Annotated in this window: 13 protein-coding genes; 7 read left to right on the top strand and 6 right to left on the bottom strand. The window is 68.2% G+C overall.

Features of this window, described 5'->3' with window-relative positions:
• Positions 1–27 precede the first annotated feature (27 nt).
• From C4S71_RS15685 to C4S71_RS15670, 4 genes are read left to right on the top strand one after another with little or no spacing between them, the layout of a single operon-like run.
• On the top strand, positions 28–957 hold the full coding sequence (locus tag C4S71_RS15685) for an ABC transporter substrate-binding protein (protein WP_176342821.1): 930 nt from the start codon (positions 28–30) through the stop codon (positions 955–957).
• Positions 957–1,979, top strand: a complete 1,023-nt coding sequence (locus tag C4S71_RS15680) for a FecCD family ABC transporter permease (RefSeq protein ID WP_235014534.1) — start codon at positions 957–959, stop codon at positions 1,977–1,979. Before C4S71_RS15685 ends, C4S71_RS15680 begins: the two co-directional genes overlap by 1 nt.
• A gap of 41 nt (positions 1,980–2,020) precedes the next feature.
• Positions 2,021–3,151, top strand: a complete 1,131-nt coding sequence (locus C4S71_RS15675; RefSeq protein ID WP_103969752.1) for a FecCD family ABC transporter permease — start codon at positions 2,021–2,023, stop codon at positions 3,149–3,151.
• Positions 3,148–3,957 (top strand): ABC transporter ATP-binding protein, encoded by an 810-nt coding sequence (locus C4S71_RS15670; protein WP_103969751.1) that lies wholly within the window; start codon positions 3,148–3,150, stop codon positions 3,955–3,957. The genes C4S71_RS15675 and C4S71_RS15670 overlap by 4 nt, the downstream gene beginning before the upstream one ends.
• Positions 3,958–4,056: 99 nt before the next feature.
• Here C4S71_RS15670 and C4S71_RS15665 read toward each other — a convergent pair whose 3' ends face one another.
• Positions 4,057–4,575, bottom strand: a complete 519-nt coding sequence (locus C4S71_RS15665) for an Hcp family type VI secretion system effector (protein WP_086509529.1) — start codon at positions 4,573–4,575, stop codon at positions 4,057–4,059.
• A 290-nt stretch (positions 4,576–4,865) separates the two neighbouring features.
• Here C4S71_RS15665 and dksA point away from each other — a divergent pair, with 290 nt between their 5' ends.
• The 3 genes from dksA (at position 4,866) to C4S71_RS15650 (ending at position 8,032) form a co-directional block, all read left to right on the top strand.
• Positions 4,866–5,294, top strand: a complete 429-nt coding sequence (dksA, locus tag C4S71_RS15660; protein ID WP_103969750.1) for an RNA polymerase-binding protein DksA — start codon at positions 4,866–4,868, stop codon at positions 5,292–5,294.
• Positions 5,294–6,511: a zinc metallochaperone GTPase ZigA gene (gene zigA, locus C4S71_RS15655; RefSeq protein ID WP_200825306.1), complete on the top strand. Its 1,218-nt coding sequence runs from the start codon at positions 5,294–5,296 to the stop codon at positions 6,509–6,511. The genes dksA and zigA overlap by 1 nt, the downstream gene beginning before the upstream one ends.
• A 195-nt stretch (positions 6,512–6,706) precedes the next feature.
• Positions 6,707–8,032, top strand: coding sequence for a D-alanyl-D-alanine carboxypeptidase (locus C4S71_RS15650; protein ID WP_422666854.1), 1,326 nt, complete (start codon positions 6,707–6,709; stop codon positions 8,030–8,032).
• A 76-nt stretch (positions 8,033–8,108) separates the two neighbouring features.
• On the opposite strand, the gene C4S71_RS15645 is transcribed toward C4S71_RS15650, so the two are convergent.
• The 5 genes from C4S71_RS15645 to C4S71_RS15625 form a co-directional block, all read right to left on the bottom strand.
• Positions 8,109–9,557, bottom strand: coding sequence for an ABC transporter ATP-binding protein (locus C4S71_RS15645; RefSeq protein ID WP_103969747.1), 1,449 nt, complete (start codon positions 9,555–9,557; stop codon positions 8,109–8,111).
• Positions 9,554–10,381, bottom strand: a complete 828-nt coding sequence (locus tag C4S71_RS15640) for an ABC transporter permease (protein ID WP_103969746.1) — start codon at positions 10,379–10,381, stop codon at positions 9,554–9,556. The genes C4S71_RS15645 and C4S71_RS15640 overlap by 4 nt, the downstream gene beginning before the upstream one ends.
• Positions 10,378–11,385 carry an ABC transporter permease gene (locus tag C4S71_RS15635; RefSeq protein ID WP_200825305.1) on the bottom strand — a complete coding sequence of 336 codons (1,008 nt, stop codon included), beginning with the start codon at positions 11,383–11,385 and terminating at the stop codon, positions 10,378–10,380. The genes C4S71_RS15640 and C4S71_RS15635 overlap by 4 nt, the downstream gene beginning before the upstream one ends.
• Entirely contained in the window at positions 11,382–12,908 is a 1,527-nt protein-coding gene (locus tag C4S71_RS15630; RefSeq protein WP_103969745.1) for an ABC transporter substrate-binding protein, read from the bottom strand. The genes C4S71_RS15635 and C4S71_RS15630 overlap by 4 nt, the downstream gene beginning before the upstream one ends.
• A gap of 95 nt (positions 12,909–13,003) precedes the next feature.
• The gene (locus C4S71_RS15625; protein WP_103969744.1) at positions 13,004–13,648 is read right to left on the bottom strand and encodes a DUF1826 domain-containing protein; all 645 of its coding nucleotides are present in this window, start codon (positions 13,646–13,648) and stop codon (positions 13,004–13,006) included.
• Positions 13,649–13,833: the final 185 nt, after the last annotated feature.

Raw genomic sequence — 13,833 nt, 5'->3', positions numbered from 1 at the left:
TTGTGTGCGAGGTTCGTGATGAAAGGGATGCGGAACTGGGTCGGCGCGCTGCGCCTGCCCCTATCGGTCGCCGTGCTCGCGTTGCTGCCGCTGACCGCCTGGGCCGAGCGCAGTGTGGAGACGGCGTTTGGCGAGGTCGTGGTACCCAGGTCGCCGGAACGCGTCGTGACGCTCTACGAAGGCGCACTCGACGTAGCCTTGGCGGCTGGCGTCACACCGCTGGGTGCCGTTACCACCCGTGGTGGCGACGGCATGGCCCGCTACATCGAGGCGCATCTGGGCGAGCAGCGACCCGCCATCGTCGGTGTGGTACGCGAGATCAACCTCGAGGCCGTGCTGGCACTGGAGCCGGACGTCATTCTCGCTCCGCCGCAGCTACCTGAAGCGCAATACCGGCTGCTCTCGCGCATGGCGCCCACCGTCGTGCCGTTGACCGAAGGGTTGGATCCGGAGGCATGGCGCGCCGAGACCCGCCTGTTCGCCCAGGCGCTGGGGCGCGAGGCGGAAATCGAAGCCGCACTGGAGCAGGTCGATGCTCGCGCCGCCGAGGTCGCCGAGCGCATTGCGGCCGACGAGGCCCCCAGTGCCGTGCTGGTGCGCTGGATGCCGCAAGGCCCCATGGTCATGTCCGCCGATCTCTTCACGGCCGGCCTTCTGCGCGCAGCAGGCGTGGCGGTTCACGATGCCGGGCTGACCCGTGAGAACAGCCCACACAGCGATCCGCTAAGCCTCGAGAACCTTTCCCGTGTGGACGCCGACTGGTTGTTCCTGGCCACCCTCAACGAGGAGGGGCGGGAAGCCCTGCAAGCCGCGCAGGCCACGCCTGCTTTTGCCCGCCTCGACGTGGTGGCTCGCGACCAGGTCGTGCCCGTCGACGGCCAGCTGTGGTCGAGCGCCACCGGCCCGCTGGCGGCGCTGACGATTCTCGATCAGCTCGATGCTGCGCTGACACCCTGATGTACGCAGCACGACCTTCGGGCTTGTTCCAGGCCCGCCGCCTCTCCGCGAGGCTGGCGGGCCTGCTGGCATTGCTGGTGCTGGTCTGTCTGGCCAGTTTGCTGTGGGGGGCCGGCGACGTTGGGCCGGCTCGGGCCTGGGCCGCCATCACCGGGCAGGGCGATGCCGAAGCCCAGTTCGTGGTCGGCTCGCTGCGCCTGCCGCGGACGCTGGTGGGCCTCGTGGTCGGTCTGGCCCTGGGGGTGGCGGGAGCCCTGCTTCAGGCGGTGACGCGCAACCCATTGGCAGAGCCGGGTCTGCTCGGCGTCAGCGCCGGGGCGGCCTTTGCCGTTGCCGTGGCGCTGGTGCTCGGCGCCACCGCCACCACGATGCGGATCGGCGTGGCCCAACTGGGCGCGATGGTCGGCTGTCTCTGCGTGCTAGGCGTGGCGCGGGTGAGCGGTGCCGGCAACGATCCGGTGCGGCTGGTGCTGGCCGGCGCCGCCCTGACCGGCCTGCTGCTCTCGCTCACCTCGCTGCTGCTGCTGTTCGATCAGCGCGCCGCCGACGAAATTCGCTTCTGGATCGTCGGCAGCCTGGCCGGTCGCCGGCTCGAGCATCTGCTTGCCATCCTGCCCAGCCTGCTGCTGGCGGGGGGCATCGTGCTCGCCGTGGCGCGCCCGCTGGCGGCTCTGTCGCTGGGCGAGCGCGTTGCCAGCGGCCTCGGCCATCGTCCGGGGCTCATCCGGCTGCTGGTGATCGTGGCGGTGGCGCTGCTGGTAGGCGCCGCTACTGCCACCGCCGGCCCTATCGCCTTCGTCGGGCTGGTGGTGCCGTTCGCCGCTCGTGCCCTGGCCGGCCCCGATATTCGCCGTACTTTGTGGCTGTGTCTGCCGCTGGGCCCGCTGATGGTGATCACGGCCGATATCGTCTCGCGCCTCTTGGTCGCACCTTCCGAACTGCCGCTCGGTGTGCTCACGGCGCTGTGCGGTGCGCCCGTGCTGGTGGCCGTGGTGAGAGCGCGGCGCATGCCAACGCTATGAGCCTGATGAATGCTATGCGCCTGATGAGAGAGGAGGGGGCAATGCACGGCAACACTGCCGAGGACGGGCTCCAACAGCAGCCCGTCGGGCACGGCTACGACCGGGCAACGGCGGCTTCCGCGCCGGCCGGCCACTGGCGCCTGGCCTGGCAGTTGGGCGGCGCACGAGCACCCTACAGCGTGCTGGTGGACAGACGCGCCTTCTTGGCCGCGCTGCTCCTGCTGCTGGGCTTGCTGGCGGCATCGTTCGCCTATCTGACCATGGGCAGCAGCGCCCTGGCGCCGAGGGCGGTGCTGCCGGCGCTGGTGGGGCGCGGCGATCTGATGGCGGTGTTCCTGGTCCAGGAACTACGCCTGCCGCGGCTGCTTGCCGCCTGCCTCACCGGTGCCGCCTTCGGCGTGGCGGGCTGCCTGATGCAGACCCTGGCCCGCAACCGCCTGGCCACGCCCGGTATCATCGGTATCGACAACGGCGCCACCGCCTTCGCCGTGGCCTCGGTGATCGGCCTGGGCGTGTCGCTGGCGCCGCCGGCCATGGCCCTGGTGGGGGCGACCACGGCGGCCGCTCTCACCTTCGGCCTGGCCGCCGGCGGCGGCACCCGCGGCTACCGCTTCATCGTCGCCGGTATCGGGGTCGGCGCCGTGTTCGGCGCCATCACTCAGCTGCTGCTGGCCAAGGTGCACATCGACACCGCCAACGCCGCCTATCCCTGGACGGTCGGCTCGCTCAACGCCCGCCCGGCCGGTGCCGTCACGCTGCTCGCGGTCGGGCTGCCGCTGGGCCTGGGCACTGCCCTGTGGCTCACTCGTGCACTGAGCCTGATGCGCTTCTCCGACGCCGCGGCCTCGGGCCTCGGCCTGCGCGTGTCACAGCGCCGCTGGCAGGTACTGGCGGTCTCGGTGCTGCTCACCGGCCTGGCGGTTTCCGTGGCAGGCCCGGTGGGGCTGGTAGGCCTGATCGGCCCGGAAATCGCCCGTTCGCTCTCCTCGCCACGCGGGGTGCCGGTCATGGCCTCGGCGCTGGCGGGGGCGCTGGTGATGGTGCTGGCCGACCTGGCGGGAAGGGTGCTGCTCTCGCCCATCGAGATCCCGGTGGGCATCGTCACCGCCGTGGTCGGCGGCCCCTGGCTGCTGTGGATACTGCTGCGACCGGCCTCGAGGAATCTGGCATGACCCGACATGAACTCGCCACCCGCGACCTGACACTGCGCTACGGCCGTACCACCATCATCGACGCGCTGGCACTGTCGCTGCCGGCGGGCCGGGTCACCGCCATCGTCGGCCCCAACGGCTGCGGCAAGTCGACCCTGCTGGCCGGCCTGGCACGCTTGCACGCGCCCAGCCAGGGCGCGGTGGTGCTCGACGGTCAGGACATCCAGCAGCTCCCGGCCAGGGAACTGGCCCGGCGCCTGGCGCTGCTGCCCCAGGAAGCCACCGCCCCGGAGGGGCTGACCGTGGCCGAACTGGTGCGCTTCGGCCGCCAGCCGCACCAGGGCTGGCTGCGCCAGTGGTCGGCGGAGGATCAGCAAGTGGTACACGAGGCGCTGGCCGCGGCCGATGTGGACGAACTGGCGGATCGACCCCTCGATACCCTCTCCGGCGGCCAGCGCCAGCGCGCCTGGATCGCCATGACCATCGCCCAGCAGACCCCGCTGCTGCTGCTCGACGAGCCCACCTCGGCGCTCGATCTCGGCCACCAGATCGAGGTCTTCGAGCTGGTACGCCGGCTGGCCGCCCACGGCCGTACCGTGGTCATGGTGTTGCACGACCTCGCCAGTGCCTGCCGCTACGCCGACCACCTTCTCGCCCTGCGCCATGGCCAGCTGGTGGCCGCCGGCCCGCCAGGCGAAGTGGTCACCACCGAGCTGGTACGCCAGCTCTACGACATCGACTGCACCCTGATCCCCGACCCCGCCACCGGCAGCCTGCTGCTGGCCAACGTGCGGCGGGCGCCGCGATTCAATATTCACCCATCCTGAAAAACCACGACGCCAGCGCTCGAAAAGAGCGCTGGCGTCGTGGTGCGAACCGTCGCCCCCGCCCGGCGAGCCGGCGGGTGGGGGCGCGGGGCTAGCCGATCAAGACTCGATCGGGGCGCGCCAGTCGTCGGAACCGGAGGTGCCGGCGACGGTGTGTTCCCAGTCGATCTTGCGGTAGGCCAGGGACACGTCCATCAGCTGAGTGAACTCAGACTTGGTGGAGTCCTGGGCGTGCGGCATGCGCAGGTTGATGTCGACGATGGTGGCGTCGGTCAGGGTGGTGGTGAAGAAGTGCTCCTGCTTGCCCTCGACGGAGGTGCGGTACCACTTCAGCTCCACGTTCGGCAGCATTTCGCCGGAAGCCAGGGCGTTGTACATCAGCGGCACGGCCTTGTTCAGGGCCACGGTGAAGACGAACGGCTTGTGCGCGCGCTGGCCGGAGGGCTGGCCGGACTGCGGGTCGGTGGGCACGGTCACGACGTGCTTGAACTCCTGGACCAGCATCTCGTCTTCGTGGCCTTCCACGTAGATGTTACCCACGGAATCCGGAGTGAAGGCACCGGCGGTGATGTTGCCCTGGGTCTGGCCCTGGATGCTGATATAGCAGGGAGTCGGCATGGTCTGCTCCTTGACGATGTGAATGAAATGTCCCGATGGACAGCCTGATATACGCAGTATGTGTGCCAGTACCTTTAAATTCTTTTAAATACATATGGTTATAGTTTTTCGGTGCAAGCGATTCTAATTTTACTTAGGCAACTTCTTGCCCGGGTCGGGCAAGAAGTTGCCCAGCGGGCAAGAAATTGCCTGGAATTCGAGGACTGGATCACAAGCCGTCTTGGCGTAGAGGGCTTGCCATGGGAAATAGTATTGTTATGTTATAACGTATATTTCAGAAGAGGATGCCCATGTCGGCCTATCCCGAGGTGCAGCGACTGCTGGCCATGCCCGAAGAGGCATACATGAACGATGAGCAGCTGGCGTTTTTCCGGCGCCGGCTGGCTGCCGAGCGGGCCGAAGTGGAGGCGCACCTTGAGGAGGTGCGCAGCGCCATCGCCGACAACGAGCGCAGCGGCGACGAGCTCGATCGTGCCGCCGTGGAGGAGGAGTTGCGGCTGTTGTTACGCCAGGCCGATCGCGAGACACGGCTGCTGCGCAAGATTCATCAGGCACTGCGGCGTATCGAAGAGGGCGACTACGGCTATTGCGCCGAAACCGGTCAGCCCATCGGCTTGCCCCGACTGTTGCTCAGGCCGACCGCCGAACTGTGCCTGGAGGCCAAGGAGCGGCAGGAGAAACGCGAACACCACTACAGCAAGCAGCGAGGAGACGCGTGATGTCCCACAAGCCCCTGCCGGTTACCGTGCTTTCCGGCTTTCTTGGAGCGGGAAAGACCACCCTGCTCAACCATATCCTGGCCAATCGCGATGGGCGCCGCGTGGCGGTGATCGTCAATGACATGAGCGAGGTCAACATCGATGCCGCCCTGGTGCGAGGCGCTCCGGGCAGTGGCGATGACGAGGTGACGCTCAACCGGGCCGAGGAGCGGCTGGTCGAGATGAGCAATGGCTGCATCTGCTGCACGCTGCGTGAGGACCTGCTGGTGGAGGTGAGCCGGCTGGCGTGGGAAGGCCGCTTCGATCATCTGGTGATCGAGTCCACCGGAATCTCCGAGCCGCTACCGGTGGCGGAGACCTTCACCTTCGAGGACGAGCAGGGCCAGAGTCTCTCCAGCATCGCTCGACTCGACACCCTGGTGACGGTGGTCGACGGTGCCAATTTCCTGGCTCAGTACCGGGAGGCGAAATCCCTCGCCGAGGCGGGCGAGAGCCTGGACGAGGAGGACGAGCGCAACGTCGCCGACCTGCTGATGGACCAGATCGAGTTCTGCGACGTGTTGCTGATCAGCAAGACCGACCTGATCGACGAGGCGCAACTGGCGGAGTTGAAGGCGGTGCTGCGCTCGCTCAATCCCGACGCCGAGCTGGTACCCATGGCCCACGGCCAGGTGCCGCTCGACAAGGTGCTCGATACCGGCCGCTTCAGCTTCGAACGGGCCAGGCTCGCCCCGGGCTGGCTCAAGGAGCTGCGCGGTGAGCACGTGCCCGAAACCCAGGAGTACGGCATCTCGAGCTTCGTCTATCGCGCCCGGCGGCCTTTCCATCCCGAGAAGTTTCACGCCCTGTTGCATGGCGATTGGTTCGGCGGCAAGCTGCTGCGTTCGAAGGGCTTCTTCTGGCTCGCTACGCGACCCCAGTACGCCGGCCAGTGGAGTCAGGCGGGCGGCATCGCCCATTATGGCTTTGCCGGCATGTTCTGGAAGGCCGTGCCCGAGTCGCGCTGGCCCAAGGATCCGGAGTCGCGTGGCTACATCATGGAGCAGTGGGAAGAGCCGTTCGGCGACATGCGTCAGGAACTGGTATTCATCGGCCAGAACCTCGACGAAGCGCGTATCCGTCAGGCCCTGGACGAGTGCCTGCTGAGCGACGCCGTATTGGCAGACGGTCATCGGGCGTGGGCCGGCTTGCCCGACCCTTTCCCCGCATGGGAGTAGCGGGTCTGCAACGCAGGGGTAACGGGCTGTTATTCCAGTTGATTAATAAACGGAAGTTTGATGGAAGCAGCCGGTATATATGCAAAAAAACTCGCTATTCCGGCTGTTAAGCGCTTCGTTATGCGGCCATACTGAGCCAAGGTCCGCTTTAGAAACGGACCACGGGGAATCAAAAGGGAACCAGAGGTGTTCGTCATGCGCTCCTACAACCGACCTTACCTCGGTGTGGCCATTTTCTTTTTTCTTTTTCTTCAGTTGTTGACGATCGGCTCGGCGCAGGCCAACCCCCGCTATGCGGCCATCGTGATCGATGTCGAGAGCGGCGACGTACTGCATCAGGCCAACGCCGATGCGACGCGCTATCCCGCCTCGCTGACCAAGATGATGACGCTCTACATGCTGTTCGAGGCCCTCGAGAACGGCACCATGCGCTTGAACCAGCCGTTACCGGTATCGGCCCATGCCGCTTCGATGCCCGCTTCCAAGCTGTGGCTCGCGGCGGGTAGCACGATCACGGTGGAAGAGGCCATCAAGGCGCTGGTGGTGCGCTCGGCCAACGACGTTGCCGTGGTGGTCGCCGAGGCGCTGGGCAATACCGAGTCCGGTTTCGCCCGTATGATGACCCAGCGCGCCAACGAGCTGGGCATGACCAGCACCGTGTTCCGTAACGCTTCCGGGCTGCCCGACAATGCTCAGGTCACCACGGCCCGCGACATGGCCACGCTGTCGATCCGCGTGATGCAGGACTTCCCCCAGTACTACCACTACTTCTCCACCCAGAGTTTCACCTACCGCGGCACCACCCATACCAGCCACAACCGGCTGCTGCGCAATTATGCCGGCGCCGATGGCCTCAAGACCGGCTTCATTCGTGCCTCCGGGTTCAATGTGGCGACTTCGGCGATCCGTAACGACCGGCGTATCGTCTCCGTGGTGATGGGCGGTTTCACCGCCGCCTCGCGCGACACGCACATGGCCGACCTGCTCGATCGCGGCTTTGCCAGGCTCTCCATGCTGCAGCGCGGCGACTGGATTGCCCAGGCCGATGTGTTGGGCGATCGCATGGACCTGCCGGAGAGTCCATCCGCTTCCGCCCAGCAGCTGGCTGCCGCACCCGAGGCCGTCGAGCCCGCCTCGAGCGGCGAGCGTCAGTTCTCCTTCCAGTCGGAGATGGGGGTCGAGATGGGCTCCGCCGACGACCCGATTCGTGCCCTGATCGCCCAGGCCGACACACCGCGTACCACCTATCAGACCGACATGCCGCGTGCCAGCAGTGGAGGCAACTGGGCGGTCCAGGTCGGTGCCTTCAACGACCCGGATCAGGCCCGCCACCTGGCGACCCGAGCCGCCGACCAGCTTTCCGACTTCATGCGCGACGTGCGGGTGTCGGTAGCGGAGTCGGAGGGCGAGCGGCGGGTGTTCCGCGCACGCCTGGTCGACCTGCAGGAGAGCGATGCCCACTCCGCCTGCAACAGCCTGCGCGCACAGGGGATGGACTGCATGGTGGTGGCGCACTACTGACGCCTGCCACCCCGCTCCCTGCATCTCTGTTCCCACATCGCCCCGCTCATGCGGGGCGATGTCGTTGGGTACCCGTTCAGACAAGCACCGGGGCCGGATAGAGTGCCTGCCCGGCCGCGCTCACCTGCTCGTCACCGAGGACGATGCGGCGGTCGCAGATATGCTCGATCAACACCGGGTCGTGGCTCACCAGCATTACGCCGCAGCGGCGTTCGCGGGCCAGCTCCACCAGCAGCGCCAGGGTCCGGCGCTGGGTGATGGGATCGAGGCGCGAGGTCGGCTCGTCGGCAAACAGGAAGCACGGCTCCAGCAGCAGCACCCGCAGGATGGCGAAGCGCTGCAGCTCGCCGCCGGAGATCTCGCCGGGGCGGCGCTCCAGCAGGTGCTCGTCGAGCCCAAGGCGCGCCATCAGCGGGGGGATGGCGCTGCGTTCCAGGCGGTGGCGGCGCATCAGGTCGTCGAGCAGGCGTGAGAGTTGCCAGTGGGGCGAGAAGGCCGCCGGTGGGTCCTGATAGAGCTTCTGGAAACCGAGTGGATGCCCTGGTGCGCGCAGGATCCCGCCGCCGTCGGCGCGTGTCACGCCGAGCAGCATGTCGCCCAGCGTACTCTTGCCGCAGCCGGAAGGACCGACCACGCCGACGATCTCACCGGGGCGCACCGTGAGGGAGAGTTCGCGGAACAGCTCGCGCCCGCCGCGGGTCTTGGCCAGGTCGGTGGCGGTCACCACCGGCGGCTGGGTCGTTTCGCCGAGCGGTGCCGGGCGTGGCCAGCGGCTGGGCTCGGCGTTCAGCAACTCCTGGCCGTACTCGCTTTGGGGGTGAGTAAGCACTTGCTGGGCCGGTCCGCGCTCGACCACTTGTCCCTGGCGCAGAATCACCACTTCGCCGCCCAGGCGGCGGGCGACGTCGATGTCGTGGGTGATGGTGAGCAGCACACCGCCGCCCTCGGGCGTACGCGCCAGCAGCTCGACCACGGCATCGCGGCGCGGCGCATCGAGCCCCTTGGTCGGCTCGTCGGCGATGACGATGGGCGCGCCGCCGGCACTGGCGGCGGCAAAGGCCACCCGCTGCGCCATGCCGCCGGAGAGTTCGCCGGGCAGCTTGCCGCCGGCCTCGGCCAGACCCAGCTCGGCCAGATCGGCCCAGGCCGCTTGTTGAGCATGGCGTCGATCACGCCCGGCCACGTGGCGGTGGCTTTCGGCCACCTGCGATACGGCTCGCATGGTCGGGTCCAGCGCGTGCCAAGGCTCCTGGGGCAGCAGCGCCAGGCGTCGGCCCCACAGGGCGCGGCGCGACTTGTCATCGGCGGCATCGAAGGTCTCGCCGTCGATGACGAGTCGCCCCCGCGCGCTCAGGCCGCGGGGCAGCGTGCCCATGATGGCCTGAGCGAGCAGACTCTTGCCCGAGCCGGTCTCGCCGAGCAGGGTCAGCCGGCTACCGGCTTCGAGCGCACAGGAGAAGGGCGCGATGGTGACGCCCTCGCCCTGGATCGTGACGTCTTCCGCCTGAAGTAAGTACGCACTCATCGTGGATCCCTTCCCGCCAGCAGGTTGAGACTCAGCACCAGAACGAACAGCACCAGGATCGGCTGGGCCATGGCCCAGGGCGCCTCGTGGTAGTAGGGCAGCAGCTCGATCATCATCAGCCCCAGCTCGGCGGTGGGCGGACGCAGCCCGACGCTGACGAAACCCAGCGCGGCCATGGCGAGGATGGCACTGGCGGCGCCGAAGGCGGCCAGGGTCAGCACCTGCGGCGCCAGCTCGGGCCACAGGTGGCGACGGAACAGGTAGAACGGGCCGAAGCCGAGCAGGCGGCTTGCCTCGAGCTGGGGCGAGGCGACCAGGATTCGGGTGCGGGCGCGCACGACGCGGAAGTACTCGATCCACAGCACCAGCGAGATACCGACGTAGAGCGCCCAGAAGTTGCCCGGGGCGATGGCCACCAGCAGCAGCACCAGCAGCAGACCGGGCAGCGCCAGGCAGGCATCGGCCAGGGTGCCCAGCACGCGGTCGAGCCAGCCGCCGCGCCAGCCGGCGATCACGCCGAGTATCACGCCCGGCACGGCGGCGCTGGTCACGCTGAGCAGGGCCATGCCCAGCGACAGGCGTACGGCGCTGGCCAGTCGCGCCAGCAGGCTGCGTCCCAGGTGGTCGGTGCCGAGCGGCTCGGCCAGCGTCGGCAGTTGCAGGATACGGGTGAGCTGCTGGCGCGCCGGGTCGGCCTCGAACAGCCAGGGCACCAGCCAGGCGAAGGCGAGCAGCAGCGCCAGCAGCGTGGCTCCGAGACGCTGGCGGCCGTTCAGCGTCGGCAGGACAAGGCGGCGGGAAGGCGTCAGGGTAGAGCCGTTCATGCGCTGCGCCTCCTGGGGTCGAGCCAGTAGCAGAGCAGGTCCACCACGGTATTGAGGGCAACGAACATCAGCCCCATCACCAGCGCGGTGCCCTGGATCATCGGCACGTCGCGGGCGACGATGGCGTGCACCAGGGCGTGGCCGATGCCAGGCCAGGCGAACAGGGTCTCTACCACCACCACGCCCTCGATCAGGTAGACGAACTGCACGCCGAGGTAGGCCACCACCGGCACCGCGGCGTTGCGCAGGCCGTGGCGCAGGAAGCTCAGGCGCTCGCCCAGCCCCTTGGTGCGCGAGAAGGCGTAGTAGGCCGACTGCGAAACGTCGGCCATGGCGTTGCGTGCCACCCGGCTGGAAATCGCGGCCAGTGCCAACGCCAGGGTCAGTGCCGGCAGCACGCCGTGTGCGCTGCGGCCATGGCCGGCGGCAGGCAGCCAGCCGAGGGTGACCGAGAAGATCAGGATCAGGATCAGGCCCACGGCGAAGGGCGGCAGGGCGCGCAGCACGCTGGCCGCCACTTCGCTTACGCGATCGAGCATGCCGTTGGGCTTGAGCCCGGCGAGCAGGCCCAGCGGTGGACCCAGCAGCAGCGAGAGCAGAACGGCCAGGGCGGCCAGGCCGAGCGAGTGACCGAGCTGATGCCACAGTTCGGCCACCACCGGCTCGCCGCTGACCAGTGAGCGACCCAGGTCGAGTTGAATCAGATCCCACAGCCAGCCGAAGTAGGCGCCGAGCGCCGGCTGGTCCAGTGCCAGCTCGGCACGCACCGCCTCGGCGGCAGTGGTGTTGACCATGTCGTGCCCGTAGCGTCCGGCGGCGATGCGGTAGGCCATGTCGCCGGGCAGCGAACGGGTCAGCACGAAGGTCAGGGTGCCGACCATCCATGCCACCAGCCCGGCCTGGAACAGGCGCTGCAGCAGCAGGCCACCAAGGCCTGTCGTCCGGTGAGAGGTCCAGCGGGAAGCCCGGCGCGACGTCGCGCGCGCAGCCTGGTTTTCGCTCATTCTCCCCACCTCAGTTCGTCGATGCGATAGCTGAGCTCCAACGGATCGATGGAGAAGCCCTCCAGCTCGGCGTTCACCGCGGCCGTTTGCTGATACCAGGCCACGGGCACGACCGGCATCGCCTCGTTCAGCCGGCGTGCCACCTGCCCGGCCAGTTCGGCGCGAGCATCCATGTCGGCCTCCTGGCGCAGGGTGTCGAGCCAGGCCGCCACGTCCGCGTCGCGCCAGCCCATGGCGCCCCAGTCGCCGCCCATCGTTTCCGGGTCGGTGCCGAAGTCGTCGAGCAGGGTGCCGAGCGGGTCGGGCACCAGGCCGTAGTTGCGCGCCATCAGGCCCAGCTCCAGGCTGCCGTCGCGGTGCCCGGAAGGGATCTCGCTGGCGTTGCCCACGGCGACCTCCAGTGCCACGCCGATTTCGCGCCACTGATCCTGCAGCGCCGTCGCCACCAGCGGCAGCTCGGGGCGGTCGGAGAAGGTGCGCAGGGTCAGCTGGAAGGGCTGGCCGTCGCGCTCCAGCATGCCGCGACCGTTGGCTTCCCAGCCCAGTTGGGTGAGCAGCTCGCGGGCCCGCTCCACGTCCTGGGCTTCGTCCGCAGCGAGGCCCAGATGCCAGGGGCCGAGACTGGCCGGGAACAGTTCGGCCGCGGCGGCTTCGGGATGGCGCAGCAGACCGGCGGCTATGCCGACCCGGTCGACGGCCAGGCTCAGTGCCTGGCGGGCGCGCTCGTCCTCGAGGAAGGGGTGTTCGGCATTGAGCTTGAACACGATGGTGCGCGGCAGCGGCTCGGCATGCAGTGCCAGACGATCATGGCGTGCCAGCCGTGCGCGGCTGGCCGGGTCCAGGGTGAACACCACGTCGGCGTCGCCGCTCTCGGCCATCAGCGCGCGGGTTTCGCCGCGCCCCACCGCCAGATAGCTGGCGCTGCCGATGGCAGGGGTCTCGCCCCAATAGCCATCGAAGCGCTCCACCGTCAGGCGCTGAGGCGGTGCGACCGATGCGACGCGATAGGGACCGGTGCCGATCATCTGGGTGGCCCGCCCCTCGTCGTCGAAGGCGTCCACGGCCAGGATCAGCGTGGTGGAGTGGGCCAGCAGGGCCGGCAGCGGCGCGAAGGGGCTGTCGAGATGCACCACGACGTCGGCGTCTTCGGCTTCGATGGCGACGATGGGCGCCGAGTCGAGTATGCCCGGCTTGGCCAGGGCATGCTCGAGACTCAACGCTGCGGCTTGTGCCGTCAGCGGGCTGTCGTCGTGGAAGGTCACACCCTCACGCAGGGTGAAACGCCAGGTCAGGCCGTCATCGGAGACCTGCCAGCCGCTGGCCAGCCCAGGGGCCGGCTGACCGTCGGCATCGGTATCGATCAGGGTCTCGGCAACGCGCATGCGGGCGAAGACATAGCCCGAGGTCGAGGGATCGAGGCCGGTGATTTCCCAGGGGGCCACGACCGCCAGCGGGCGGTCGGCCTGTGCTGCCAGGGGCATCAGCACCAGGCCGAACAGGAGGGGGCGAAGGCATGGAGTCATTGCCGGGCTTCCTCAGGTGGAAAGAACGGATTGCTCAGGTGGAAAGAACGGATTGCTCAGGTGGAAAGAACAGGTTGCGTAACGGCGGAGCGGTGTCAGCCCGGGTCCAGCGCCAGCAGCAGGCGACGTTCGCCCGCAGCCGGCTGCGGGCTGCGGTGGACCAGGCCGCGCTCCTCGTTACTGACCCAGCCACAGCCCTTGAGCAGGGCCAGATCGCCCACGGCGAGCTGTCGAATGGCATCGGGATCGGCGACGATATCGGGCTTGTCGGGATGGGGAGCGCCCAGTCCGGCGCGGTTGACGGCGTGCTCAGGCAGCCATTCGCTGGCTGGGCCGGCATAGGTGGTCACGAGACGCACCGGCAGGTTGTCGACGTGGAAGCGCGGGCACATGGCGCCCTCCAGCGTGCGCAGACGAATGCCGATGGCTTCGGTGGAGAAGAGGTAGGCCATGGCCTCGGCGATATGACCGACGTCCTCCACCAGCGCAGCGCCGGCCTCGGGGGCGGGGAGCCGACGCTCGAGGTCCTCCTTCATTGCCTGGCCGGGGGCGCCGCGCCAGTGCCAGTCGAGAGAGCGGGTGCTGTTGAGCTGAGCGCGCACGGCCAGGGCAAGGGCCGGGTCGAGCCGTCGCTGCATGACGGCCAGGGTGATGTCGTCGTCAAAAATGCGCGGCAACACCTCGATCTCCTGGCCGAACGCCCAGTGCGCCGGAGTATCGAGGGAGGGACGGGGCTGCATGGCACCTCCTTATGAAACCCTATAACATATCATTCATGCTGCGAGACCCGCCCGGCGCGAAGCCTCGGGAGCCGGCTCAAGGCGCTCGCCTACGCCAAGCGCTCGAACGCTGAGAATGAATTGTTATAACATAACGATTATAGCGTGACCATGCCCCACAGACCTCGCGTCATTCTGGGTTCGAC

It is taken from the genome of Billgrantia desiderata (genome assembly GCF_900108215.1).
Lineage (GTDB): Bacteria > Pseudomonadota > Gammaproteobacteria > Pseudomonadales > Halomonadaceae > Halomonas > Halomonas desiderata.
This window is presented reverse-complemented; position numbering and strand designations above follow the sequence as displayed.

What these genes read in the sequence shown, in the direction of transcription:
- C4S71_RS15665 (WP_086509529.1), bottom strand. Translation starts at nt 4,575, where the DNA reads ATGCCGACTCCCTGCTATATCAGCATCCAGGGCCAGACCCAGGGCAAC.
- C4S71_RS15650 (WP_422666854.1), top strand. Translation starts at nt 6,707, where the DNA reads ATGCGCTCCTACAACCGACCTTACCTCGGTGTGGCCATTTTCTTTTTT.
- C4S71_RS15685 (WP_176342821.1), top strand. Translation starts at nt 28, where the DNA reads ATGCGGAACTGGGTCGGCGCGCTGCGCCTGCCCCTATCGGTCGCCGTG.
- C4S71_RS15680 (WP_235014534.1), top strand. Translation starts at nt 957, where the DNA reads ATGTACGCAGCACGACCTTCGGGCTTGTTCCAGGCCCGCCGCCTCTCC.
- C4S71_RS15635 (WP_200825305.1), bottom strand. Translation starts at nt 11,385, where the DNA reads ATGAGCGAAAACCAGGCTGCGCGCGCGACGTCGCGCCGGGCTTCCCGC.
- dksA (WP_103969750.1), top strand. Translation starts at nt 4,866, where the DNA reads ATGTCGGCCTATCCCGAGGTGCAGCGACTGCTGGCCATGCCCGAAGAG.
- C4S71_RS15630 (WP_103969745.1), bottom strand. Translation starts at nt 12,908, where the DNA reads ATGACTCCATGCCTTCGCCCCCTCCTGTTCGGCCTGGTGCTGATGCCC.
- C4S71_RS15645 (WP_103969747.1), bottom strand. Translation starts at nt 9,557, where the DNA reads ATGAGTGCGTACTTACTTCAGGCGGAAGACGTCACGATCCAGGGCGAG.
- C4S71_RS15670 (WP_103969751.1), top strand. Translation starts at nt 3,148, where the DNA reads ATGACCCGACATGAACTCGCCACCCGCGACCTGACACTGCGCTACGGC.
- zigA (WP_200825306.1), top strand. Translation starts at nt 5,294, where the DNA reads ATGTCCCACAAGCCCCTGCCGGTTACCGTGCTTTCCGGCTTTCTTGGA.
- C4S71_RS15675 (WP_103969752.1), top strand. Translation starts at nt 2,021, where the DNA reads ATGCACGGCAACACTGCCGAGGACGGGCTCCAACAGCAGCCCGTCGGG.
- C4S71_RS15625 (WP_103969744.1), bottom strand. Translation starts at nt 13,648, where the DNA reads ATGCAGCCCCGTCCCTCCCTCGATACTCCGGCGCACTGGGCGTTCGGC.
- C4S71_RS15640 (WP_103969746.1), bottom strand. Translation starts at nt 10,381, where the DNA reads ATGAACGGCTCTACCCTGACGCCTTCCCGCCGCCTTGTCCTGCCGACG.